Source organism: Cyclobacterium jeungdonense, assembly GCF_010994275.1.
GTDB lineage: Bacteria > Bacteroidota > Bacteroidia > Cytophagales > Cyclobacteriaceae > Cyclobacterium > Cyclobacterium jeungdonense.
In genome coordinates this window covers 1-23,973 of record NZ_WMCD01000002.1, presented here as the reverse complement: position 1 = coordinate 23,973, position 23,973 = coordinate 1, and the positions used below count along the sequence as shown (strand labels likewise).

The 23,973-nt window shown below is 43.1% G+C and carries 20 protein-coding genes; 8 read left to right on the top strand and 12 right to left on the bottom strand.

Going from position 1 to position 23,973, the window contains the following annotated elements; all coding sequences use genetic code 11:
• Nucleotides 1-34 precede the first annotated feature (34 nt).
• Both GKS34_RS05120 and GKS34_RS05115 read right to left on the bottom strand, forming a co-directional pair.
• The gene (locus GKS34_RS05120; RefSeq protein WP_163383765.1) at nt 35-4,621 is read right to left on the bottom strand and encodes a malectin domain-containing carbohydrate-binding protein; all 4,587 of its coding nucleotides are present in this window, start codon (nt 4,619-4,621) and stop codon (nt 35-37) included.
• A gap of 491 nt (nt 4,622-5,112) precedes the next feature.
• Complete coding sequence (locus GKS34_RS05115; protein WP_163383764.1) at nt 5,113-5,907, bottom strand: MOSC domain-containing protein; 795 nt, start codon at nt 5,905-5,907, stop codon at nt 5,113-5,115.
• A 185-nt stretch (nt 5,908-6,092) separates the two neighbouring features.
• On the opposite strand from GKS34_RS05115, the gene dnaK reads away from it, so the two are divergent.
• Both dnaK and GKS34_RS05105 read left to right on the top strand, forming a co-directional pair.
• Complete coding sequence (gene dnaK, locus GKS34_RS05110) at nt 6,093-8,021, top strand: molecular chaperone DnaK (RefSeq protein ID WP_163383763.1); 1,929 nt, start codon at nt 6,093-6,095, stop codon at nt 8,019-8,021.
• Nucleotides 8,022-8,130: 109 nt separating this feature from the next.
• Nucleotides 8,131-8,505 carry a co-chaperone GroES gene (locus GKS34_RS05105; protein WP_163384192.1) on the top strand — a complete coding sequence of 125 codons (375 nt, stop codon included), beginning with the start codon at nt 8,131-8,133 and terminating at the stop codon, nt 8,503-8,505.
• A gap of 433 nt (nt 8,506-8,938) precedes the next feature.
• Here GKS34_RS05105 and GKS34_RS05100 read toward each other — a convergent pair whose 3' ends face one another.
• The 5 genes from GKS34_RS05100 to rocD form a co-directional block, all read right to left on the bottom strand.
• Nucleotides 8,939-10,105, bottom strand: a complete 1,167-nt coding sequence (locus tag GKS34_RS05100) for a porin (protein WP_163383762.1) — start codon at nt 10,103-10,105, stop codon at nt 8,939-8,941.
• Between the two features lie 129 nt (nt 10,106-10,234).
• The gene (locus GKS34_RS05095) at nt 10,235-11,545 is read right to left on the bottom strand and encodes an ammonium transporter (protein ID WP_163383761.1); all 1,311 of its coding nucleotides are present in this window, start codon (nt 11,543-11,545) and stop codon (nt 10,235-10,237) included.
• An 875-nt stretch (nt 11,546-12,420) separates the two neighbouring features.
• A complete protein-coding gene (gene hemB / locus GKS34_RS05090) occupies nt 12,421-13,389 on the bottom strand; it encodes a porphobilinogen synthase (RefSeq protein WP_205602027.1) in 969 nt (322 codons plus the stop codon).
• Between the two features lie 73 nt (nt 13,390-13,462).
• Nucleotides 13,463-14,119: an HAD family hydrolase gene (locus GKS34_RS05085; RefSeq protein WP_163383760.1), complete on the bottom strand. Its 657-nt coding sequence runs from the start codon at nt 14,117-14,119 to the stop codon at nt 13,463-13,465.
• Complete coding sequence (rocD, locus tag GKS34_RS05080) at nt 14,116-15,405, bottom strand: ornithine--oxo-acid transaminase (RefSeq protein WP_290227412.1); 1,290 nt, start codon at nt 15,403-15,405, stop codon at nt 14,116-14,118. The genes GKS34_RS05085 and rocD overlap by 4 nt, the downstream gene beginning before the upstream one ends.
• Nucleotides 15,406-15,624: 219 nt before the next feature.
• Here rocD and rpmB point away from each other — a divergent pair, with 219 nt between their 5' ends.
• The 5 genes from rpmB to GKS34_RS05055 all read left to right on the top strand — a co-directional run bounded on the left by rpmB (nt 15,625) and on the right by GKS34_RS05055 (nt 18,246).
• Nucleotides 15,625-15,867: a 50S ribosomal protein L28 gene (gene rpmB / locus GKS34_RS05075; RefSeq protein WP_092174474.1), complete on the top strand. Its 243-nt coding sequence runs from the start codon at nt 15,625-15,627 to the stop codon at nt 15,865-15,867.
• 37 nt (nt 15,868-15,904) lie between these two features.
• Nucleotides 15,905-16,087, top strand: a complete 183-nt coding sequence (gene rpmG, locus GKS34_RS05070) for a 50S ribosomal protein L33 (protein WP_092174477.1) — start codon at nt 15,905-15,907, stop codon at nt 16,085-16,087.
• A gap of 30 nt (nt 16,088-16,117) precedes the next feature.
• The gene (locus GKS34_RS05065) at nt 16,118-16,270 is read left to right on the top strand and encodes a DUF4295 domain-containing protein (RefSeq protein ID WP_162341906.1); all 153 of its coding nucleotides are present in this window, start codon (nt 16,118-16,120) and stop codon (nt 16,268-16,270) included.
• 90 nt (nt 16,271-16,360) lie between these two features.
• Nucleotides 16,361-17,317, top strand: coding sequence for a signal recognition particle-docking protein FtsY (gene ftsY, locus GKS34_RS05060; protein ID WP_163383759.1), 957 nt, complete (start codon nt 16,361-16,363; stop codon nt 17,315-17,317).
• 368 nt (nt 17,318-17,685) lie between these two features.
• Nucleotides 17,686-18,246: a transposase gene (locus GKS34_RS05055; protein WP_163383758.1), complete on the top strand. Its 561-nt coding sequence runs from the start codon at nt 17,686-17,688 to the stop codon at nt 18,244-18,246.
• A 232-nt stretch (nt 18,247-18,478) separates the two neighbouring features.
• On the opposite strand, the gene GKS34_RS05050 is transcribed toward GKS34_RS05055, so the two are convergent.
• Together GKS34_RS05050 and GKS34_RS05045 are read right to left on the bottom strand one after the other, a co-directional pair.
• Nucleotides 18,479-18,967, bottom strand: coding sequence for a hypothetical protein (locus GKS34_RS05050; RefSeq protein WP_163383757.1), 489 nt, complete (start codon nt 18,965-18,967; stop codon nt 18,479-18,481).
• A 5-nt stretch (nt 18,968-18,972) separates the two neighbouring features.
• Nucleotides 18,973-19,239, bottom strand: a complete 267-nt coding sequence (locus GKS34_RS05045; protein ID WP_163383756.1) for a transposase — start codon at nt 19,237-19,239, stop codon at nt 18,973-18,975.
• A gap of 150 nt (nt 19,240-19,389) precedes the next feature.
• On the opposite strand from GKS34_RS05045, the gene GKS34_RS05040 reads away from it, so the two are divergent.
• Nucleotides 19,390-20,583 carry an ATP-binding protein gene (locus GKS34_RS05040; RefSeq protein ID WP_163383755.1) on the top strand — a complete coding sequence of 398 codons (1,194 nt, stop codon included), beginning with the start codon at nt 19,390-19,392 and terminating at the stop codon, nt 20,581-20,583.
• Nucleotides 20,584-20,704: 121 nt separating this feature from the next.
• Here GKS34_RS05040 and GKS34_RS05035 read toward each other — a convergent pair whose 3' ends face one another.
• The 3 genes from GKS34_RS05035 to GKS34_RS05025 form a co-directional block, all read right to left on the bottom strand.
• Nucleotides 20,705-21,103, bottom strand: a complete 399-nt coding sequence (locus GKS34_RS05035) for a cysteine peptidase family C39 domain-containing protein (RefSeq protein ID WP_163383754.1) — start codon at nt 21,101-21,103, stop codon at nt 20,705-20,707.
• Nucleotides 21,104-21,167: 64 nt separating this feature from the next.
• Nucleotides 21,168-22,139 carry a hypothetical protein gene (locus GKS34_RS05030; protein WP_163383753.1) on the bottom strand — a complete coding sequence of 324 codons (972 nt, stop codon included), beginning with the start codon at nt 22,137-22,139 and terminating at the stop codon, nt 21,168-21,170.
• Between the two features lie 1,231 nt (nt 22,140-23,370).
• A partial coding sequence (locus GKS34_RS05025) for an IS3 family transposase (protein WP_163383752.1) occupies nt 23,371-23,973 on the bottom strand: 603 nt, incomplete at its 5' end.

Sequence of the window (23,973 nt, the reverse complement as noted above, 5' to 3'; positions counted from 1 at the left end):
AGTCCGGCTTTTTTGGCTAATGATTGCTGGGATTCTATTCCACAATCAATTTCAGTTTTTTGATCCAGTTGCCTCCATCCGAAACAGTTACTATGTAAATTCCCGATTGAAGTCCTTCCAGTGGAAGGGCATAGGTGCCAAAGCCATCTGAAGCAGACTCGGGATCAATGCTTTTGACCAGGGATCCGGAAGTACTTTGAATGTAAATTTCTCTTACACTTACATCCTCACCAATGGATACCGTAGCCTGATGAGAAGCCGGATTGGGATAGACTTTCGTAACTGGCCCTTGTGCAGATTCGGTTTCCATATCCGTCTGGTTTTGTACAGATTCAGCAGTTGCCAATCTTAAGTTGGAGGAGAAGGAGCCCCCTTCTGGAATTACGGCGATACCGGCTACCGTGGCGTTATTGGTGGAAGCGGTCATGGAAATATCTAAAATTCCATCTCCTACTTTGACCGATCTAAAGGTTAGGGTAGTAGGATTGTTGCCGGATTCCTTGTAGATGTCAAAATTTGATTTCACGCGATTTCCTTCGATAGAAATATCAAAAACCCGGTTACCTGATGAGGCCGGTGGACCATAGGATCCAAACCATAGTTCATTGTGATAGGTTATCACTGTATACGTCCCGTTCTTCACAGGTATGCTGTAATCCAGGTTTCTGGCGTACCTTTCGGTAAGGAACATTTCTGAACCGCTTACCGAGAGGTTGAAGTTAACGTTGGAGGTATTCGCATAGTCGGTATTTCGGTCTCCTATGAAGCGCTGCCCGCTATAAGTAGTTTCGTCGTAGGTACCCGCATTGAGGAAAATGGGTTCCTGCAGGGATTTATCTGATTCGGGATCGGTGTTGCCGGTAGCCTTCCCGATGTACAAGGCAGAGATGGTAGCATTATCGTTACTTGCAGAAAGATTTAGATCTAGCCAGCCATCTGTCACCTCGATATTACTAAAGGTCAAAATCGTCGGGGAATTGGATTTTTCGGCATAGATATCAAAATTATCTTTTTTAAGATTGCCTTCAATGTAGATGTCAAAAACCCTTTTACCAACTCCGGCAGTGGGTCCAAATGAACCAAACCATAGTTCGTTATGATAGGTTTTGACCTGATATGTGCCGTTTTCTACCGGAATACGGATATTCATGTTTCTGGCATATCTTTCTGTTTGAAACAGCAATTCTCCTCCGACGGTATAATTGAAATTAGCCGAATAGCTTGTGAAATAATTGGTTTTGTAGTCGGAGACAAATTGTTTTCCATTAAACGTGACGTCATCCCGGCTACCCGTATTGATCATCAGGTAGTCACTGTACCCGCTTGTTTCAGTAGCAGGGGGAGTACCGCCTTTCAAATCATCTGGGATACTGATGGGGGTTTGGCTGATGATAATGCCGGAAACGGTTGCGTTATCTAAGGAAGAAGCAAAGTCCAGGTTCAACACCCCGTCTATTACGTTGACTCCCTTAAAAGTAAGTGCCATTGGCTTATTTCCGTTTTCCTTATACAAGTCAAAGTCCTCTTTTACCTTGCTGTTTTCTATGGAAATATCGAATACGCGCTGTCTTTCCTGTCCACTCGGACCTTGTTTCCCAAACCAAAGTTCATTGTGCAAGGTGTACACATAATAGGTGCCGTTTGGTACCGGGATGGCATAGGAGAGGCTTTCACTATACCGTTCCGTTTGAAACAAGGTGTAGGAACTTGCCGTCGGCTCTTCAAATACCTTGGAGGAATTATAGAAAATATTACTGGTATTTTCTCCGGAAAATCTCATGGAATTCCAATCTGTATCTACTTTACCTCCCGCATTGATAAAGTAGGTAGAGAATGTTTCGGGTTCGGTCGAGGTACTGGTAGGCGTGACCGAAAAACTAATGGTCGGCGAACTTGCCTCCTGCCCATTATCTGCAACTGCGACTGCAGACAGGTTGTGCGTTCCCGAGGGAGCCTTTTCCCAGGCAAAGGCAAACGGAGCCGTGTTTGCAGAGCCCAGTTTTTCTGAACCGTTGTAAAAATCAACCCGGGAGATTTCTCCCCCCTGAACTGAGGCGGTTGCTTCAATCATTACCGTATGGCCTTCGTCACTGCTTTGGTCGGGCTCTGGTTTGGTTAGGCTGACAGAGGGCTTTGGTAGCTCCTGCTCTATTACACCACTTCCGCTTTTTAGTAACAGCAAGGAAGAGTAAGGGGCTATTTTTTGGGTGGATGATAACCATTCATTCAACAGACCAACAAAGCCCCCTGAAGTAGAAAAAGTCTTCTCCAGTCTAGAGGGGTTTTTTTCAAACAAGACTTTATCCTCCGGCCGAATCACACTCGCCTCCACTTCTTGAAATTCAAGATTATCCAACCATAATTCACCGCTCTCCCCGGTACCAATTTCCATAACCAGCCGGGTACTTTCCATATCTGTCAAGGATTGGATCAAAATTTCATTTTCACTTTTCTGCCAATCGATACCCACTGTGTGGTCTGACGAAAGGGTATACCAAGGCGAACCACCCTGACGCAAATAGAAAGAAATGGGAATGGTTTTGTTTGCAACTGCACTGAATTTCAACCGGTAATACTTGCCCTTTTTAATGGACCCAACGCTTATTGAAGTTTGGCTGATTCCATTTGTGCTTATTTTTAAGGAGCCTCCGTCCAGTTTTCCACTATCCCAGGACTTGCTACAATCTGAGCAACTGATGTAGTTCACGTTTTGGTCAAAAGTGCCGTTTGAATACCGGTTGGAACCGATGGTGTTGGAAATCTTGTATAAGTCGCTAAACTGGGTTCCGGTTTTGGAACTCCAATCTTTATTATACATTCGTTGCCAGCCTTTTAAATCAAAAAACTTGTTGGCTTCATTGCTGGAGTTGGCGTTGTATCGGACCTTAAACCTAAAATTGTCAGAAAAAGGCGCAGAGTACTCGTTGTAATTAAATCTGGCCAAATCTGCCACATCATCAAATAGCGAGTATACATAAACGAAATTTTGGAAGGCGTCTTTTGCCAGCAATTTATTGTTTTCAATAGTGGTATTTTCAAGGGGGTTTCCCATCAGGTCATTCCTCAAAAATATCAAGTTATCCGAATCGTAAATTGTATTATTTATAACCCGAATATTGTTGGTATTGTGGAGGTAGATTCCTTTGGAAGTTATATGAGCTACGGTATTTCCGGATACTTCCACGTCTGTGACGTTGTCATCCAAATAGATCCCTTCTGCCTGAGGCTTGTCCACGAGATTATTAATCGTGGTTCCTTCCTTTACACCTACACCATTGATAATGATGTTATTCGAGATTTTTCTATTTTTGTAATTATCGTATTTGTCCTGGTAGGTATAGATTCCACCACCGTCATTCTTGGTGATGCAAAAGCCATCAATATAATTGGATTTAACCTGGGAGTCATGACCGCCAAAACGAATTCCGATATATCCGGTTTTTTTGATTTCATTGTATTCAATAAGATTGTCGTTTCCATCCGAAAAAATTGCCAAACCCACATTGTCCCCACTTCTTCCATGTCCTGGAAATACGTACGTGTTTTGAATGGAGTTTCCACGGATTATGGTTCCATCGGAAATTTTAATATTCATTCCCACATTGTTGGAGTAGTTTACTTCCGAATTTTCCACTACCAAGTTGGAAATCCCGGCAAAATACAGACCATCTTCGCCAGAAAGATTTATTTTACAATTAGTGATTTTAATGTCGTTACCACTTTCAAACTGAAATGCATTTCGGTTAGCACCTTTAAAATGAAGGTTTTCGAACGTAATGTATTTAGCTGAACCGATGTTTTCTACAATAAAGTCATTGGTAGCTGCTTCCACCCTAGCTGATCCCGGATTGCTTCCGAAATAGACACGCATTTTTCTTGTGGAAGGGTTGTAATACCACTCTCCATATCGGTCCAGCGTACTGGGGTGATTTTGAATAAAGTAACCATAACCGGCCCTTGGTTCATAGGAGGTATCTGGATTGGAGGCATAATTCAAGGTATTACCGGAATGGGAAGTGATCCTGTGCCTGTCGGTGATCCAATAGACTTTTCGTATCACTACTTCACCACCTGACCAGTTGGGGCTGGAAGAAAGCTGGTAATCTGAAATAGATCTATTTCCGGAATGGGATTCATAGGTCAGGTACCCTTTATTGGAGGTGTTGGAATTGGGGTATCTTCCCATCTCTTGAGGGTTATCGTCAATAGCCAACATGTTTACCCTGTTATAGGGTAATCGGCTATCCGAAGCTTCGTAAACGCCGTTCCCTACTGACTGCCAATTGGAAAGTCTAACCATGGAGGTGATAATCGGATCCGGCCCGGAGCCGTACGCACCAAAGGTGACGGGAGCCCCGGAGTTTCCGGAAACGTTCATCCGAATTGTACCGTAAAAGGTCTCGCCTCTGCGGAAGAAAACCTTATCACCTGGATTTAGACCCGAAATGATGGCATTTAATTTGCTTATTGATTTCCAGGGGGTGGCTGCATTCTGAGCTTGGGAGAAGCTTCTCGAATCATCTCCGGTTTCATCGGAGAAGTAATAATTGGCCGCGTTGACAGATAATCCGGACAATAATAATGTGCAACACAGGATTACTTTGTATAAAACTGTAGTCATTTAAACTAAATTTAGTTGGTGGTTGATTTACTCGGTTTTTTTTCGTTTTTCATTCGATGTTTCATCCTTATGAAAAGTGCATAGTTGTATTTCTTGGTTTGAAATAACACATCAAACTCCGTCAAAAATCTCCCCTACGATATGTGATTAACTACTACTTGAATGCTTAGTCATTGATAGCTAATTGGGTAATTAAGTTGGTCGACTTTAGCCTCAAGCTTTTAAAATTCATGCCAAAGGTAAGAATTGTTTTTAATCGGGTCCATCCTATCCTGACATCGTTGGTATTTAGCATAACTGAAAACGAGTAAATCTTGTTTCGAACCTGGTTTTCAGCACCTAATATTAATAAAAATGTATTTAAAATACTATCTTCCTTCCAATATAAATATCAATCAAATAATTTATACTGAGGTATTTGGGGGGAAAAAACTGGGGATTCTGTAAACTTAACCCACAACTTGTATAAGGTTTACACAACTACAAATAGCTTATTTTGGCTGCAATACATCGCCTACAGCTATGCGGCTTTCTTCTAGCACGATGCCGTTTTGGCCAAATAGAATTTTCTTTCCTTGCTTTCTGTATTGAGCTAAGGTCGATAGGGGTTCCTTGCCTTTTTCACCTGATGCCAGGTCCACTGTGGTCATTATACAACGGGCGCAAGGCTTGGTAATTTTGAAAGGCACTGTTCCGACGCTAAACCGATCCCAGGTATCTTCTATATAAGGTGATCCTCCGGAAAACACCATATTCGGACGAAACCGGGACATGGGTACCGGTGTTTCCAGTCGGGCGTTTAAATCATCCAAAGACGATTGGCCAATCAGCAAGAAAGGCATGCTATCGGCAAACCCGACGTATTCCCTGTTTATTTGATATTTTTTCTTAAGCCAGCGTTTGTGAAGGGGGCTCATTTTCACCAGGCTACAAGGGAAGTGGAGCAGATCTGAAAACCACTCATCGGCAAGGGGATCAATTGCCAAAGCAGGCAACTCATCGTCCCAAATGCTTACTTTCTTTAATTCCCCCACGTCAGCGGATACGGGAATTTGAATTCCTTTATCGAGGTGTTTTTTGTGAACAATGTGTAACGCGTCGTTTTTAAGTGCTACCTGAAATAAGGCCATTTGGGGAAGACTTCGCTGGCTGAGAAACTTTCCGTTACGATCCACGAGCATCCATTGCCGGTCGTATTTCAAACCCGATATTCCGGCCTGGCTTTCTGTGAGAGCGATGCCACCCAGGGATTTGATGGGGTAAATGTGGAGTTCTGAGATTTTCATAATAAGGCAATTTGGAGACCGCTGTAGGTCAGATCGGAAAATAGGAAAAAATGCTGACATATCGAATCCGAAAACTGTCATGAATTATGACAATGTGGCATTAATTTTTGCATTCATCCACTTGGCACATTGGTTGTTGTTCTTGTTTCTGTAAGTAAAACGAAAACGATAAAATAAATATAATTATGGGAAAAATTATTGGTATAGACTTGGGTACGACCAACTCTTGCGTCGCAGTAATGGAAGGTAGTGAGCCCGTGGTCATTCAAAACAGTGAAGGTAGAAGGACTACACCTTCTATTGTGGCATTTTTGGACAACGGAAATGGAGAAAGAAAAGTGGGGGATCCTGCCAAGCGGCAGGCCATTACAAACCCGGCGAATACCATTTCTTCTGTAAAGCGATTCATGGGCAAGAAATTCTCCGAAATTTCAGAAGAAAGGAAACACGCTTCTTACAAAGTGGACAAAGGTCCGAATGATACCGTCGCTATTAAGATTGGTGATCGGTCCTACACGCCTCAGGAGCTTTCTGCAATGATTCTTCAGAAAATGAAGTCTACCGCAGAAGATTTTCTTGGACAGGAAGTAACCGAAGCTGTGATTACCGTTCCGGCCTATTTCAATGACTCAGAAAGACAGGCAACCAAAGAAGCCGGTCAGATTGCCGGTTTGGATGTAAAACGAATCATCAATGAACCCACTGCCGCTGCATTGGCCTACGGCCTGGATAAGAAAAACCAGGACATGAAGATTGCCGTGTATGACCTTGGTGGAGGAACCTTTGATATATCGGTTCTGGAATTGGGCGACGGAGTATTTGAAGTCAAATCTACTAATGGTGATGTTCACCTGGGAGGGGATGACTTTGATCAGGTAATTATCAACTGGTTGGCCGATGAATTTAAAGCAGAAGAGGAAATAGATCTGAGAAATGATCCCATGGCACTTCAGCGATTGAAAGAAGCTGCGGAAAAAGCGAAGATCGAACTTTCCAGTTCTTCCAGTACGGAAATTAATCTTCCCTATATCACCGCGACACAGTCCGGTCCCAAGCACCTGGTAAGAAATCTTTCCAGAGCAAAATTCGAACAGCTTTCCGATGATCTGGTCCGACGATCCATGGATCCGGTACGAAAAGCGATTAAGGATTCGGGATTGTCACCATCTGACATTGATGAAGTGATTTTGGTGGGAGGATCTACCCGTATTCCGAAAATCCAGGAAGAAGTAGAGAAGTTTTTTGGTAAAAAACCATCTAAAGGAGTAAACCCGGACGAAGTAGTTGCCATTGGTGCAGCCATTCAGGGTGGTGTTTTGACTGGAGAAGTGAAGGATGTATTGCTTCTCGATGTTACCCCACTTTCGTTGGGTATCGAGACCATGGGCGGTGTGTTTACTAAATTGATTGAATCCAACACCACCATCCCTACAAAGAAGTCTGAAGTATTCTCTACAGCCGCAGACAATCAGCCTGCAGTGGATATACACGTACTTCAGGGAGAGCGATCCATGGCCAAGGATAACAGGGCTATCGGTAGGTTTCAGCTAACTGACATCCCACCGGCTCCAAGGGGAGTACCTCAAATTGAGGTAACCTTTGACATTGATGCCAATGGTATCCTGAATGTTTCCGCTAAGGATAAAGGAACGGGTAAAGAACAGAAGATCAAGATTGAGGCTTCTTCCGGACTTTCTCAGGAGGAAATTGACAAAATGAAGAAAGAGGCGGAAGCCAACGCGGCCACGGATAAGGTTGAAAAAGAAAAAATCGATAAGATTAATCAGGCAGATAGCTTGATCTTTCAAACCGAGAAGCAGCTTAAAGAATTCGGGGAGAAATTATCCGAAGGCAACAAAGCCGCAGTCAACGAAGCACTGGAGAAATTGAAAGCAGCGCATCAAAGTCAGGATCTTGCGGCCATTGATGCAGGTATGGAAGCATTGAATACTGCTTGGACCGCAGCATCTCAGGAAATGTACAGTGCCTCTGAAGGTGCCGATGGTGGTGCTGCTCAGGGAGGAGCTGAAGGAAGTGGCTCAGCAGATGCTGCCTCCGGAGATGGCGTGTCTGATGTAGACTACGAAGAAGTGAATGAAGAAGATAAAAAATAATTCTTCTTCAAGTTTACTATTGAATTTTATAATGGCGTCTTCATCCTGTGGAGATGCCATTATTTTTAACCCAAGTGGTACTATTAATTTAGCCTAAATACGTATGAGCATGGAATTAACCTCTGAAAATAAATTAAGAAAACTCATTATCGTGGGGGATCGCCTGTTGATCAAATTAAAGAAACCAGATCAGAAAACCTCCAGCGGTTTGTACCTGCCGCCCGGTGTCCAGGAAAAGGAGAAAGTGCAGCAAGGGTACATTATTAAGGCTGGTCCGGGATATCCCATTCCTCTGCCGGTGGAAGAGGAAGAGCCCTGGAAAGATCATGGAGAAAATGTAAAATACATTCCTTTGCAGGCGAAAGAAGGGGATCTGGCTGTTTTTTTGATGAATGGTTCCTTTGAAGTAATCTTTGAAGGAGAAAAATATTACATCGTTCCTCAAAATGCGATTTTGATGCTGGAAAGGGAGGAAGACTTGTAAAGCTACCAGCACCTTTGCTTCGTTTTATATAAATATTATAGACCTAAAAGGAATCCATCTCCGTTCCTTTTAGGTCTTTTTTGAGTCAAGCTAGTTACAGTTAAACGCTGCGGTCATCATTCCAGTACCTGCTGCTTTACCCTTGGGAACAACGGCGATTTTTTCTTTTTAGACCTGTAGCCACCGCCATCCTGCTAACACTTTCTGATGCTAATTGTAGCCGTGGCATTTGACTTTCTCCTAGTATGGTTTTTTAGATACCGATGTGATGGTGCCGTTCTTATGTCAGAATCAATAAAATTGGCGTCTTATAAGCGGGTGCTTCTACGTGTATTGCTAATTTGAATCCAACTAGGTGTCAAAAATAAAAAAACCGCGACCTTTGAAATAGGCCGTGGTTTTTTGCGTGATTTTTAAGAAAGAAAACGAAAACTTAGAAGGAAAAGACGGCTGCCAGGAGAAATGAGGTCAAATTACTGGAGTCATCGTAGTCGTTGTTCAAAAAATAATCTTCGGACATGCTATCGAGTCTTACCTCAGGAATAAGCGTAAGGTTGTCCATGCATTTTATATTTCCGGAAAGTGTCATGGCGAAAACGTTTCCGTCACCTTCATTGTCTAAACCGACAACGCCTCCTAAGCCATCGTTAAATACACTGAAGTACTCCCCACGAGCTCCTATTGAAAACGTTTCGGAAGTGGCAAGTTGAAGATAGCCTGCGACACCATAGAAACCATAACCATCACCAGAGGCGTCTTGAATGGAATTGCCATTAAGAACCTGTCCGGCAGAAGTGGTATTGTAGGTGGTATTTAACCCTACATATACAGATTCGGAGACATCATATCCTGTTGTAAGGTCGATTTGGAAAGTATTGCCCATGGATGAATTACCAAAAGAAGAAAGGGTATTCATGTCCAGTTTTCCGTCCTGGTCTCCGTAAAGCAAGTTTAAATAAGTTCCGCCTGCATCAGTGGTATAGGCAAGTTGACCACCCAAGGTATAAGACCCTATGGAATTAAATTCCGTAACATCGGTTGGGTTCATGATGGAAGCCATTAGCGACCAGTTATCCGAAAGCTGAAAATCTGCCTTCAATCCGGTATGAGAAAAGGGTCCGTAAGAAAACATGTAAGAGGTAGAGTAATTGAAATTTCCAGTGGGAGAAATTACCTCATACCCTAAATAGGTATTGAAATTACCTATTGTGAACGTTACGACATCGCTTGCATTCCAGTACATGTATAGCTGATTGACTATCTGAGAACTTCCAGCTTCGAATCCAGCGTATAAAGGAGATCCAAATACGGCATCTTCCCCTCTTGGACCGAAGACCAGGTCCGCCACAAAACCTACTTTTTCACCTTCGTAGGCTGCAATGATATTAGCCATTCCCAAAGAAAATCCAGGTAAGTTGGCGAATGAGGTTGCAGGTGCCTGAAAATCATCTCCTTTGTTGGGAGCATTCAAGTTGGTTCTGAAGTAGGCATCTACAGAGCCGCTTAATGATAAATTTGATCCCTCAGACGCTTCCTGGGCTTGAACGAAACTCAGGGTCGAAAATAGAATCAGGACGATTAGTAGTTGGAATTTTTTCATTTTAATTTCTCGAGTTAATTAATAATAAGTTGAATTTTGAGAATCCCTGCGCACTGTTGAAGCAATTTGGCGTTCTTCAGTGCGCAGGGTTCATTTTTAATTTATTCGCTAGGGGTACTTTTATTTATTTTATTCGTCGTACACAATAGTGTATCCTCTTATTCCATGCTCATGACTGTCCAGCCCGGATCGCTCGTGCTCTTCAGACACCCGTATTCCGATCGTAACTTTTAGCACATAGAAGATAATCAAGGCGGAAATGAAAGCGACCGCACCACAGATCAGGACGCCTATTAATTGGGTTAAAAATGTATGGTCTGGGTTATTGGAAAACAAACCCACAGCAAGGGTACCCCATACGCCACAGGTAAGGTGTACGGAAACCGCTCCTACCACATCATCCAGCTTTAATTTGTCAAGTAAGATCGCGGAAAGCACTACCAGAATACCAGCAATAAAACCGATGGTCAAGGCGAATATTGGGCTTATAACATCTGCTCCTGCGGTAATTCCCACCAAGCCTGCTAGAATTCCGTTTAGCACCATGCCCAGATCCAATCTTTTAAAAGTGAGGTAAGCGGTTAGAAATCCTCCCAATCCCCCGGCACAAGCACCTAATGATGTGGTTACCAATACCAACGAGACCAATCCGGGATCTGCTGAAAGCACCGAGCCGCCATTAAATCCAAACCAGCCTAACCACAATAAAAAGACACCAATTACAGCCAATGGAACACTGGATCCTGGCTTTTCGATGGTTTTTCCGTTAACATATTTTCCAATCCGAGGTCCGACCATGATGACACCTGCCAATGCTCCCCATCCTCCTACGGAATGTACAAGCGTAGAACCAGCAAAATCATAAAACCCCATGGCATCCAAGGCTCCGCCTCCCCATTTCCAGCTTCCGATCAGAGGATAAACCAGACCAACAAATACTACTGTGAAAGTCAGGTAAGCCCAAAGTTTTACCCTTTCTGCAATCGCTCCAGACACAATCGTAGCAGCTGTGGCTGCAAACATGGCCTGAAACAAAAAGTCGGTCCAATAAGTATATCCCGCATCGGCATATCCGGCGGTTATGTCTGCATCTCCTGGATTAAACCAAAACATGCTCCAGCCCGCGCCATCAAATCCGAACCAGCCCGGAACATCGAATCCTGGATACATCAAAAAGAAGCCGATAAGTGCATATGACACAATGCCTATAATAGGTGTCACTGTGTTTTTAAAAAGAATATTTACCGTGTTTTTAGCCTGACCAAATCCGGCCTCAACACCAGCAAAACCTAAGTGCATGATAAAGACCAATGCTGTCGCTAACATCATCCACACGTTGTTGGTAGTCAGCAAGTTTTGGGTGATAGCACTACCGTAATCCATTCCCTCAGAAACCGCCTCTGCGTTAACCTGAGTTAAAATTGGGAAAATACCTTCCATAGAATCATAAGTTTTAGGGTTAATAATAAGCTACTCTTTTAGCAATCTGAGTATTTTGCAAATCTAAACATAAAACGGCTAAAAAAATAACCCGAAAAAAGAAACAACACACTAAAAAGATAAAAACGGGGTTTAAAATTATCTTAAAACCTAAAGAAATATGCTAATTAATTGATAATGGGATTTATAATGATTCAGATAAAAATATGGCATAAAAATCCGTTTTTGTCCAAATAGTAAAAAAATAATTTGGAAAAAATTCATAATATGCATTTTAAATTTCATATAATCTATATATAAGAAATTTTAAGGTTATCTAATACGGTTCAATTTTAATCCTACAACTGGTTTCGGAATGTGAATTTTCAAAGAATTTTTTTATTTTTCATTTTTTGTAAAAAATAATAATTCTGTTGCTTATTTTTCATCAAAAATCTTTTTGGGCAATGATTTTGATAATGTAATTCATAGAACGAGGCAATTCAGAAAATTATGAGGGGCTGAATGTTTAAGTGGACCTGGGAAAATCAACCCTTTTAATTCCTTTTCTTTCAAATTCCCGATGAAAAAATACCAGCTATGGATTTGAAAAGGCTGTTTTGTCCCAATTGTGTAAAAAATTGTGAAAATGGTTTAAAAAGGAACGATACTTAGGATTCTTTTGGTAAAATTTCAAATAGCTTGTCTTTACTAACACAGAACGTTGTGGTTAGCTGAGGTATTGGCTTTTACCAACTGGAAAGTTGCTGAATAGTTGGTTATGCTATTATATAGGATGGATTAAAAACGCGTCCCGAATGGCATAGCCTAAAAAGTGGTCCCCGAGGGCATCGGATACCCTTTCCCTGCTGAATTAAAAAAGACTATTTCTAAAATTAAGTAATAATTCGAGCTGCTTCTTTGGCAAAGTAGGTTAGAATCACCTTTGCACCAGCCCTTTTGATGCTAAGCAGGGATTCGAGCATGGCTCGTTCCCCGTCCAGCCAACCATTGGCCGCTGAAGCTTTGATCATGGCATATTCCCCACTCACATTATAGGCAGCAATAGGAATTGGAAATTGCTGGTGTAGCAGTTGGATGATGTCCAGATAGGCCAAAGCCGGCTTGACCATTAAAAAATCGGCCCCTTCCTCCATGTCCAGCTGACCCTCAACTAGTGCTTCCCGCCTGTTGGCCGGGTCCATCTGATAAGTTTTTTTATCTCCAGATTTGGGAGCAGAATCCAGGGCATCGCGGAAGGGATTGTAGAAGGCACTGGCGTATTTGGCCGTGTAGGACATGATGGAAACCTCTTTGAAGCCATTTTCATCCAGCAGTTTGCGCAGATAGCCGACCCGGCCATCCATCATGTCGGAGGGGCCGATGATATCCGCTCCGGCCCTGGCCTGGGCCAAAGTCATCTTACCGAGGATTTCCAGGGTCTCATCATTCAATATTTTACCGTTTTCTACCAGTCCATCGTGCCCGTCGGAATTGTAAGGGTCCATGGCCACGTCGGTCATGATGCAGGCCTCAGGAAATGTCTGCTTGATGGTACGCAGAGCCTTTAAATAAAAAGTGTCTTCCCGGTAACTCTCCGTGGCAAAGCGATCCTTTTTGTCTTCCGGATAGGCTGGGAAAATATCAAAAGCATTGATCCCCAGCCTCAGGCAGGAATCTATTTCTTCCAACATCAGGTCCAGCGAATACCGATAGATACCGGGCATGGATTTCACTTCTACTTTTTGGTTGATGCCATCGATCAGAAACAAAGGAAAAATAAAATCGCTGACGGAAAGTCTGGTTTCTTCTACCAGAGAGCGAATGGCTGCGGACTTTCGGTTTCTTCGGGGTCTTCTAAGCATGGCGATTTTGGTTCTGGATAGGTATCTAATATAGTTGCTAACGGGTATTGGTATGAGTTGGTCGGCTTTTCGTTCAGGAAAATAATCCGGAAACAATCTCCAGATCAATGTCCCGATAATCCCGGATGTAATAATCACAGGGTGGCAATTCCTCCCTGGTATGTGAGGAAAGTACTCCTACCACGCGCATGCCGGCATTTCGGGCAGCGGATACTCCGGAATGAGAATCCTCAAAGACCAGGCATCGGGCCGGGTCTACATCCAGATTTCTGGAAGAACTGAGGTACACTTCCGGGTCCGGTTTGTGTTTTTTCACATTTTCGCTGGCCATGACGGACTCCATGCTGGCCCCGAACCCTAAACTCTCCATAATTAAATCCAAGTTGGCACGGGGAGCAGACGTAGCCACGCCGGTACGGTAGCCTTCTTTTTTTAATTCCTGTAGAAAAGGCAGGAATTCAGGTAAGGTTTCTACCTTATCGGCATAAATTTCTCGAAACAAACCCTCTTTCTCATTTTCCAGAGCAGTGAACTCAGTCCCGACCACCTCTCTGCCCAGAAAATGGGCAAAGATGTATTTGTTGCTTTTGCCGTACATGTGCCGGGCAAATTCTTCCTCGCTGGGATTCAGGCCTCGTTTGCCAAAAAACACGCGAAATGCCTCCGAGTGGAATGGATTGGTATGACAGATCACACCGTCCATATCGAAAATGATGGCCTGCTGTTTCATTCTACTTCCGTTTTTTCAAATGCCAGAATGGTCTTTTCAATGATATCGCAACAGCTGTGCAGTTCCTCCAGGTTCATGACCAATGGCGGAGCAAAGCGAATGATATTGCCGTGTGTGGGTTTGGCAAGCAGCCCATTGTCCTTTAAGGCAATACAAATATCCCAGGCCGTGCTGCTGTCCGGACTGTCGTTTATCACTACGGCATTCAGCAAGCCCCGGCCCCGTACCAGTTTTACCCAATGGGATTTCCCGGCAAGTAGTTCCATGCGCTCCCGAAATACCTTTCCCAGCGCCCGGGCGTTTTGGGACAGTTTTTCATCCCGCACGACCTCAAGGGCAGTGATGGCTATTTTGGCCCCAAGGGGATTGCCTCCAAAGGTGGACCCGTGTTGCCCTGGGTGAATGACCTCCATGATGGGATTATTGGCCAAAACGGCTGAAACTGGGAAAAATCCTCCGGAAAGTGCCTTGCCCAGGATCAGAATATCTGGTTCCACATAGGTTTCCTGTTTTTCGCAGTGGCCCTCGCAGCTGCAGTTGCCACAGACGGCCAGCAGGGAGCCGGTTCTACCGATGCCGGTTTGGATTTCATCTGCCAGCAATAAGGTCTGATGTTCCTGGCAGAGCTTTTTAGCCTGCATCATGTAGTCTTCATCCGGAGTGTTGACTCCCGCTTCGCCCTGTATGGGTTCGATCAGAAAGGCCACTGTTTCCGGATTGGCGGTCAGGGCTGCTTTCAAAGCGGTTAGATCATTATAAGGTATCCTTATAAATCCAGGGGTGTAAGGGCCGAAGTTGTTTCGGGCATTTTCATCGCTGGAAAAGGAAATGACGGTGGTGGTGCGACCGTGGAAGTTGTTCTCGGCCACGATAATCTTTGCCTGCTGCTCCGGAACTCCTTTTTTCTCATAGCCCCATTTTCGGGCGATTTTGATGGCAGTCTCCACTGCCTCCACGCCGGTATTCATGGGCAATACCTTATCGAAGCCGAAGTACTCGGTAATGTATTTTTCGTAGGGTCCCAGCACGTCATTGTGAAAGGCCCTGGAAGTGAGGGTTAAGGTGCCCGCCTGTGCGATAAGGGCCTCCTTTATCCGGGGATGGCAATGTCCCTGATTGACGGCCGAATAGGCCGAAAGAAAGTCAAAATATTTTTTTCCTTCCACGTCCCAAAGGTATACCCCTTCTCCTTTTGTGAGTACAACGGGTAAGGGATGGTAATTGTGAGCGCCGTGGATATCTTCCAATTGTATCGCTTCCTGGCTTGAACTGATCTCCTGCATCATGGATCTCCTGTTTTAATACTGTTAAATGGTGTTTCGGAGCATTTTCTTTCCGAATGGGCAAATATAAGAAAAGGGATTCGGAAACCGGAGGCAAAACCAAAAAGTTGGCAGGCAGGGATTTATTCAATAATTATGCGGCCTGCTTTTGTTATTTAATTAAAACTTCCGATATTTGCAAACCCAATTGAAAAAGTAAAACAATACGGATACATATATATCATGGCAAAAATTTGTGACATTACTGGAAAAAGGCCTCAGGTAGGAAATAACGTATCACACGCCAATAACAAAACCAAGCGTAGATTTTACCCCAACCTGCACAAGAAGAGCTTTTACATCCCGGAGGAAGATGCCTGGATTACGTTGAAAGTATCCTCTTCTGCTTTGAGGACTATCAATAAAAAAGGAATCAGTGCGGTATTGAAAGAGGCGCAGAAAAAAGGAGATATCGTCATTAAATAAGGTGTCTACCTCAAACCACACTAAATCATAATACGCAATGGCTAAGAAAGGTAACAGAGTACAGGTAATCCTGGAATGTACGGAACACAAGCAAAGTGGAATGCCCGGTACTTCCCGGTACATCACCACCAAGAATAGAAAAAACACTACCGAGCGCTTGGAATTGAAAAAATTCAATCCCATTTTGAAAAAAGTGACGGTTCATAAAGAAATCAAGTAATAACTCCCTTCGGGATTAAATAGTAATATCATGGCTAAGAAAGTAGTAGCAACACTGAAAAAAGAAGGTGGTGTCTCGTATGCCAAAGTGATCAAAGCGGTTCGGTCAGAGAAGACCGGAGCCTATACCTTCAAGGAGGAGATGGTGCCCAGTCCTTTGGTTCAGGAGACCCTTAAAAAATAAGGATTAACCCGCCATTCACGCATTTATACATCCCTTTCGGTTCCTATCGAAAGGGATTTTTGCGTATATTCGGGTCATAGAAACGTACTTATGGGAATATTTGGTTTTTTTTCTAAAGAGGAAAAAGAGAGTCTGGACAAGGGGCTGGAGAAATCCAGCAAAAACCTTTTTTCAAAGCTGGGCAAAGCCATCGTGGGCAAGTCTAAGGTGGATGAAGACATTTTGGATGAGTTGGAGGAAATCCTGATCACTTCTGATGTGGGGGTGGATACCACCATCAAGATCATCCGGCGCATTGAAGAACGCGTGGCCCGGGACAAATACGTGAATACCGCCGAACTGGATCTGCTGTTACGGGAGGAAGTGTCCGGACTTTTGGAGGAGAATAATACCCAGGATGTGGGCGACTTTGACCTTCCGGAAGGCAAAAAGCCCTACGTCATCATGGTAGTGGGGGTCAACGGTGTAGGTAAGACCACCACCATCGGAAAACTCGCCTACCAATTTAAGCAAGCCGGTAAGTCGGTGGTGCTGGGAGCCGCGGATACCTTCCGGGCAGCTGCCGTGGATCAGCTCATCCTTTGGGGAGAGCGGGTGGATGTGCCGGTCATTTCCCATGGCATGAACACCGACCCTGCTTCGGTCGCTTTTGATACGGTAAAAAAGGCCGTGGAAATGAAAGCCGATGTGGTGATCGTAGATACAGCCGGCCGGCTGCATACCAAGGTCAACCTGATGAACGAGCTGACCAAGATCAAGCGGGTGATGCAAAAATTCATCCCCGAGGCACCCCACGAGATTTTGCTGGTGTTGGATGGCTCTACCGGTCAGAATGCCTTTATACAGGCCAAGGAATTTACCAAGGCCACGGAGATCAGTGCCCTGGCCATCACCAAGCTGGACGGGACGGCCAAGGGAGGAGTGGTCATCGGCATTTCGGATCAATTCAAGATTCCGGTAAAGTACATTGGAGTGGGAGAGAAGATGACCGATTTGCAGGTCTTTGACCGCAGGGAATTTGTGGATTCGCTTTTTAAGAAAAAGTAAAGCAAGGGGAGCTGGATCTCAAAGGTTACAGGTATTGACCTTTGGGGTTTCCAATAACCCCGAAGGTCTTTTCTGGAACGTGTACGTTTAAAACCTTCGAGGTCCCAAAGACCTCAAAGGTTATGACCTTTGGGGTTTTCCTAACCCCGAAGGTCTTTCTTGGAACGTGTACATTTGAAACCTTCGAGGTCTCAAAGACCTCAAAGGTTACGGAATATTGACCTTTGGGGTTTTCCTAACCCCGAAGGTCTCTTCCGAAGCATACACGAATAAAACCTTCGAGGTCCCGAAGACCTCAATGGTTATAGCTATTGCCCTTTCGGCTTTCATAGAAAATTTGTACTTTAAATACCTTAAGCCATATAATCATGAATGATGTTTTTGATGCTGAATGTGTGTATCATATATACAGTAGGGCCATTGGAAATGAAAAGCTATTTCAAATAGAAGACAATTATGGCTACTTCCTGGAAAAATACGATCATTTTTTAGGTGAAAATGTACAAACCTTGGCTTATTGTCTTATTCCAAATCATTTTCACTTTCTGATAAAAATAAATAGGGGTGTCACCAACGATAAAATCGTTAAAGCTTTTTCTGATTTCCTGAATTCTTACAGCAAAAGTATAAACAAAGTATTCGAAAGAAGTGGCGCATTATTTCAAAGAAAATTTAAGCGCAAAAAAATTGACAACGAGGATTATTTAAGCAGAATTGTTATTTACATTCATCTCAATCCTATGAAACATAATCTGACCGAGGGACCTCTGGATTGGAAGTATTCTTCTTTTCGAAGTTATTTATCAAAAAAACATTCCAAACTAAATCGGGAAATGGTTTTGGAGTGGTTTGGAGGGTTGGATGGATTTAAACTTGCCCATCAAACTAATACGGAATTTTCTATCTCTGAGGAGTTTGCTTTGGAATGATTGTATAAATCTGCGGTGAAAACCTTCGGGGTCTCAAAGACCCCAAAGGTTTGACACATTGACCTTTGGGGTTTTCCTAACCCCGAAGGTCTGACTCGTAGCGTTCACGAAAAAACCTTCGAGGTCTCAAAGACCTCAAAGGTGACCGAACATGCAGACCCTTGAGGTTTCCCCAACCTCGAGGGTCTTTTATGGAATGGGAGCGTAGAAAACCCTCGAGGTCTCAAAGACCTCAAAGGTTATATATCACCCGTCCCGATGGTAAGCTATGAGCTATGGTAATTCCTTTGCAGGCACGATTAAAGTGATCTATTACGTTCAATGTCCTGAATGTCCTTCCATTTTCCAACGTGTCGGACATAAAGTCCATCGCCCACTCTTCGTTGGCCACCAAAGGAACCACTATCGGGTTAGCGGGTTGGTCTTTTACTCTTCGTTTCAATCGCCTGTACAAGCTAAATCCCTCCAGCTCATACACGCGCCTGATCTTACTCCCACTGATATGGGGATACTTTTTCTTCACCAGGCAGATCACCTTGTTTCTGCCTTTTCTGCTGCAGCCTATGACCTGCTCAATCATCGTTTTGATCTGGGCATCTTTTGCTGGCATTTTCTTCTGGTAATACTTGCTGGTTCTAGATACCGATAAGACGCTGCACGCCCATGCATGGGACACCTTGTAGGTATCTTTAAGGTAGACCAGGTGTTCTTGCTTTTGCATGGGCGTCAGGGCTTTTTTGATAAAATATCCTTTATCATGTCGATCTCCAGGCTTTGGTTGGCCACTATTTTTTTTAACCGGCTGTTTTCCTCCTCCAGACTTCTGAGACGACGGAGTTCCTGTACTTCCATGCCAGAGTATTTGTTCCGCCAGGAATAAAACGTACCGGAACTAATGCCATGCTTCCGGCATATCTCTTCTACTTTGAGGCCCTCCTCCTGCAGTTTGAGAATTTTGAAGATCTGTTCTTCGGTAAATTTGCTCTTTTTCATAATTACTAAGTTAAAAATTCTAGTTTTAACCTGTTCAAAAAAAGCAGCCTAGTACCGGAGCAGCATGCTTATGGGCTCTAAAATGACCTATAAATTATTAATTACTCAATATATTAAGTAAATTTACTCGATGCATTGAGTAAAAAATTTATGACATACCAAAGGACAGAAAAAGCAGGATTGCTGAAACGGCTGAAAGATGAACCCAGGAGATTTATACAGGTCATCTACGGACCTCGACAGGTAGGTAAGACCACCTTAGTAAGGCAGATTATGGAAGATCTGGATTTTCCTCATCTGTTGGTGGCGGCCGATGCAGTACCTGCAGGAGATGGTTTGTGGATCGCACAGCATTGGGAAACCGTCCGTGTCCGACAACAACAGCAAGCTTATAAACCTTTTCTTTTGGTAATCGATGAAGTTCAGAAAATAAACAATTGGTCCGAGCAGATCAAAGCTGAATGGGACAAAGATGCAGTCGATGACAGGGATATCAGGGTTGTTTTGTTGGGTTCATCAAGGTTGATGCTGCAGCAGGGACTCACGGAATCTTTGGCAGGAAGGTTTGAATCCACTTACCTGGGGCATTGGTCCTACAAGGAAATGAAGGATGCCTTTGGTCTGACAGCTGAGGAGTTTGTGTGGTTTGGAGGATATCCGGGTGCCATTACGCTAAGAGAAGATGAAGACCGATGGAAAAGCTATGTCCGGGATGCACTTTTGGAAACGAGTATCTCCAAAGACATCCTTATGCTAACCCGGGTGGATAAACCTGCCCTGATGAAGCGTTTGTTTGAATTGGGTTCGGCCTATTCCGGACAGATTTTGAGTTATACCAAAATCATGGGACAACTAACCGAAGCAGGTAATACCACCACCCTGGCCAATTACCTGGAATTACTCCAGGATGCCGGTCTGCTGGGGGGCATTGAAAAGTACAGTCCCAACATGATTAGGAAACGCGCTTCCAGTCCCAAATTTCAGGTTCACAATACAGCGATACTATCCGTGATTTCCAGTGAAAGTCTTGACACCTTATTAAAAAACCATGAAGCCTGGGGAAGGTGGGTGGAATCTGCGGTAGGTGCTCACCTGATCAATCAGGCATTCAAAAACAAAAAGCTAACGATCTACTACTGGCGGGAAGGCAATGATGAGGTGGATTATGTGGCTGTGTACAACAATCGGGTGATTGCGCTCGAAGTGAAATCCGGGAAAACAGGAAAACTATCCGGCTTGAAGGCTTTTCATAAAAAATTCAAACCTGAAAAATCCCTTCTGATCGGGGACACAGGGATTCATTGGCAAGAATTTTTGCAAACGAATGTGTTGGATTTGTTTTAAATGGCAGACCTTGTGGCTTTCATTAATCGGTTTAACAGAATGAAATTATTTTATAAATAACAGAATATCAATTGTTAAAGACATTATTTTAAAATTTACTCAATATAATGAGTAAAATTACTCAACAGAAAGTTATAGGTTTCATTGAAAATCTAAAAATGGCATTTCGGTTTGAGAAAAACACTTGGATGGGATTAATCCATTGATTGAATGTATTTACCAGGGAGATATAGATCCGGTACACCACCACAAAGTGCCTTTTATCCCAATGGGCGATCAGGGGAAGCTGTGCCTGTTTCAGGCGGTTAAAATCAAGCCTGGCTCCGATTGTCTTAAAGCCGATGGCCTCTGCTGCCTCGCATAGCTTGAGCAGGTTGCTTCCGGAGCGGGTGGTTTCCGAATATTCCCGTATTTCCTGCAGTGAGACCAATTTGCCGTAATGTTTGGCAATGATGCGCAGGCAGGTGGGGCCACAGTCTTTGGCATCGGGTTGTTTGTAGAAGGGGAAATTGGTTTTCAAAAATTTTTAAATAATAGGTTAAATTCAATTATTTTAAAGAGGGATTGTCCAATTCACCAATTTATCAATCTTCGATTTTCAGCCCCACCCGAAACAGCCGAAAATAATCCCGCTCCACTTCATTATCAGGTTTTTCCATCATCCAGAGTTCCCCGTTCCGAACCAACATGCTTTGGGCCAACATTCCTTTTGTGTCGAAATCTCTGACCAAATGTCCTAGTGAATCCACGATAGCAATCCGTGATGGATATTTTTCAAGCATCTTTTGCCAAAAATCCCTTGATTCCTGAGGTAGTTTATTTGTATATAATTCCCTTAAGTCCGATTCATTATAACCTGGAGAATATGCCACAACGAATAGTCCATCAATCCTCTTAATATTATCTATTTTTGCTGAAGTTTCCCATAAACTAAGATTAATTTCATAGTGATCCGTCCCTCTATAATTCTGGTAGCCAGGTAAATCGAGCGGAATACTTGAAACCAAAGAATATGGATGGTAGCTCTGATATACGTATATGACCGGCTCTACACCAAAGGCTACATATATCAGGTCATCTGACACAGTAAATGCCGGGGTCCAGGCGTCTCTGAAAAAATGTTTGCCACTTTTGAAAAGACTGCTTTCGGGAAATTGGATAAATGGTTCCTTCTCTCCCGTTTTTGGATCAAGCCAATTCAATAATCGAATTTCATTGTATGAGCCAATCCTACTGTAGTCGATGTCTCGTGATCCCTGATCTACATATAGATACTTATTCCCCAATTTTTCCATCCCAAAGCCCATAGCCTTTCGGGTAAAATTTGGAACCCGAAATTCTTTTAGTTTCACTCGTGATAGAAGTTCTCCAGTAAAATCATACCTCAAAAAACCATTATAACCGTATGCAATAAATGAGCTGTCGCTGTCAATCCTTAAAGAAGACATAAGGCCTCCATAACTATCCGGTACATCTCTCATCTTGGAAAAGGAGGTGCGGATATGCCCGTCAAAACTGGCAACAAAGATTTCTTCCGAAAATTCCCGTTGTTCCATAAAAAGAACTGTTTCGGTTACTGGATTTATATCATGAACAGTGGGGTTTCCTAGGTATTCAATTTTAATACTGTCCAGTTTTTCAAAAGTAACTATTTTACCTTCAGTCGTTCGCTCATATTTCTCTTTGGAATGACATGAAAATATAAAAAACGGAATAATAAATAAACATTTGACTTTATTCATTTCAAGTATTTTTTTTGAAATGTCAGAATAGTAAAATAGAACGTGAAATAAAACCGCAGAGTGATTCTTCCCTACAATCATTTTTAATTACTTTGTTTATACTCTATAATTTTTCAGATTATTTTAATTGATACTTAGTATAAGGGTAAATTATAACTCTACCGCCTACTATCATTTGAACTAAGGTTATGTAAGATCCCCCATAGATTCCAGCCAGTTGGCTTCGCTGTAGCACATCCTCGGCCGCCAACTTTAATTTTTCCAAATTCAACTTTTTCATTTTTCTTTTATTTGATGATGTTTATTATTTCCCCGGACCAGCTTGGGATTTGTGCCCATTCATGTGTCTATAATTTGTCTCTAATCGGCCACATGGAATCTCGCATGGTTGATAGTCATCCTTCTGTTTGACAGCACCGTCATGCTCGATTTCATCGCGATAGAATATTTCTATTTACCTACTTACAGGTATTTATTTCCTTGATGTCTGCGATTCCGTATTCCTTTGGTAAAGCGAATTTTAGTCATTCAAGGATTTTACCGGAGCTGTGGAAACAATTATTCATGCGGTTCAAACAGTTTAATAGTAGGTAGATTACCAGAAAAGTAGGAATCTATATATGCTTTTGCTCTTATTACTTCCCAATCTAATGGATAAAATCAAAAAATATAAGTTAATAATTGTATTTCCCGTGAACTGACCTGTTTTTCCCGTGAACGGGCAGTTTTATCCCCTGAAGGAAATGATTGGTGCTGTAATGTATAGGGATTGAGCCAGTTGTGGTTTAGGTGACGAAAAGAATAAAGTTGATGGTTTGATGTTGTGTTGATGTGTTGACGCGGCGATTTGGGGCTGTCTCGTCCTAAAAATTCTTTACAGTTTGAGCAGTTAATCCTAAATGTAATTTATTTTTCTTTAGTAGTCCTAAATACTATTTACAAGTTTTAATTTACTAATTCGCTAAATGTGTTTTCTTTAATCCTGAGTCTTCTTTACTGAACGCTGTTTGCCTTTCCTTCCAGTAGTTTTTCCATTTCCTAGGGATTATCCCTTGGTGATATGAGCGGCCTCTGGGGTCAGCATATCGATACTCAGATGGGGCCTTTTGGTATTGTAAGCCTCAATGATTCCGGCCAACCTAGAAACTGTTTCTCTTTTGCTTCCCGGGGCCAGTTTATTTAACCATTCACTCTTCAAAATCCCATTAACCCGTTCTGCCACTGGGTTTTCCAAAGGGTCACCGTTTTCTGTCATGCTTATTGTGATTTGACGGGACTTAAGCCTGGCCACATATTTATCGCAGCAGTATTGTACACCCCGGTCCGAATGATGTATCAATTTAATGTCCTTATCGTCAGGAAGTTGAGACAATGCCATATCCAGGGCACTGACCGCTCCACTGGCCGCCAGTTTATTGGACAGGTTCCAACCGACTATTTTACGGGAATAGGCATCGGTAACCAGTGAAAGGTACAAATAGCCTTCCGTGGTGGGAATGTAAGTAATGTCGCTGACCCAGAGTTGATGGGGGCCGGTCAGTACCTTATCCCGGATCAGGTTGGGATACATGCGGTAACGGTGCCTTGAGAAAGTGGTATAAACCCTGGTTTTAGACCTGCGGACAAGCAGATTATTTTCCTTTAACAA

Excerpts from the sequence above, each read along its gene's own strand:
- GKS34_RS05120 (WP_163383765.1), bottom strand. The coding sequence starts at position 4,621 with ATGACTACAGTTTTATACAAAGTAATCCTGTGTTGCACATTATTATTG.
- GKS34_RS05115 (WP_163383764.1), bottom strand. The coding sequence starts at position 5,907 with ATGAAAATCTCAGAACTCCACATTTACCCCATCAAATCCCTGGGTGGC.
- dnaK (WP_163383763.1), top strand. The coding sequence starts at position 6,093 with ATGGGAAAAATTATTGGTATAGACTTGGGTACGACCAACTCTTGCGTC.
- GKS34_RS05105 (WP_163384192.1), top strand. The coding sequence starts at position 8,131 with ATGGAATTAACCTCTGAAAATAAATTAAGAAAACTCATTATCGTGGGG.
- GKS34_RS05100 (WP_163383762.1), bottom strand. The coding sequence starts at position 10,105 with ATGAAAAAATTCCAACTACTAATCGTCCTGATTCTATTTTCGACCCTG.
- GKS34_RS05095 (WP_163383761.1), bottom strand. The coding sequence starts at position 11,545 with ATGGAAGGTATTTTCCCAATTTTAACTCAGGTTAACGCAGAGGCGGTT.
- hemB (WP_205602027.1), bottom strand. The coding sequence starts at position 13,389 with ATGCTTAGAAGACCCCGAAGAAACCGAAAGTCCGCAGCCATTCGCTCT.
- GKS34_RS05085 (WP_163383760.1), bottom strand. The coding sequence starts at position 14,119 with ATGAAACAGCAGGCCATCATTTTCGATATGGACGGTGTGATCTGTCAT.
- rocD (WP_290227412.1), bottom strand. The coding sequence starts at position 15,405 with ATGATGCAGGAGATCAGTTCAAGCCAGGAAGCGATACAATTGGAAGAT.
- rpmB (WP_092174474.1), top strand. The coding sequence starts at position 15,625 with ATGGCAAAAATTTGTGACATTACTGGAAAAAGGCCTCAGGTAGGAAAT.
- rpmG (WP_092174477.1), top strand. The coding sequence starts at position 15,905 with ATGGCTAAGAAAGGTAACAGAGTACAGGTAATCCTGGAATGTACGGAA.
- GKS34_RS05065 (WP_162341906.1), top strand. The coding sequence starts at position 16,118 with ATGGCTAAGAAAGTAGTAGCAACACTGAAAAAAGAAGGTGGTGTCTCG.
- ftsY (WP_163383759.1), top strand. The coding sequence starts at position 16,361 with ATGGGAATATTTGGTTTTTTTTCTAAAGAGGAAAAAGAGAGTCTGGAC.
- GKS34_RS05055 (WP_163383758.1), top strand. The coding sequence starts at position 17,686 with ATGAATGATGTTTTTGATGCTGAATGTGTGTATCATATATACAGTAGG.
- GKS34_RS05050 (WP_163383757.1), bottom strand. The coding sequence starts at position 18,967 with ATGCAAAAGCAAGAACACCTGGTCTACCTTAAAGATACCTACAAGGTG.
- GKS34_RS05045 (WP_163383756.1), bottom strand. The coding sequence starts at position 19,239 with ATGAAAAAGAGCAAATTTACCGAAGAACAGATCTTCAAAATTCTCAAA.
- GKS34_RS05040 (WP_163383755.1), top strand. The coding sequence starts at position 19,390 with ATGACATACCAAAGGACAGAAAAAGCAGGATTGCTGAAACGGCTGAAA.
- GKS34_RS05030 (WP_163383753.1), bottom strand. The coding sequence starts at position 22,139 with ATGGAACAACGGGAATTTTCGGAAGAAATCTTTGTTGCCAGTTTTGAC.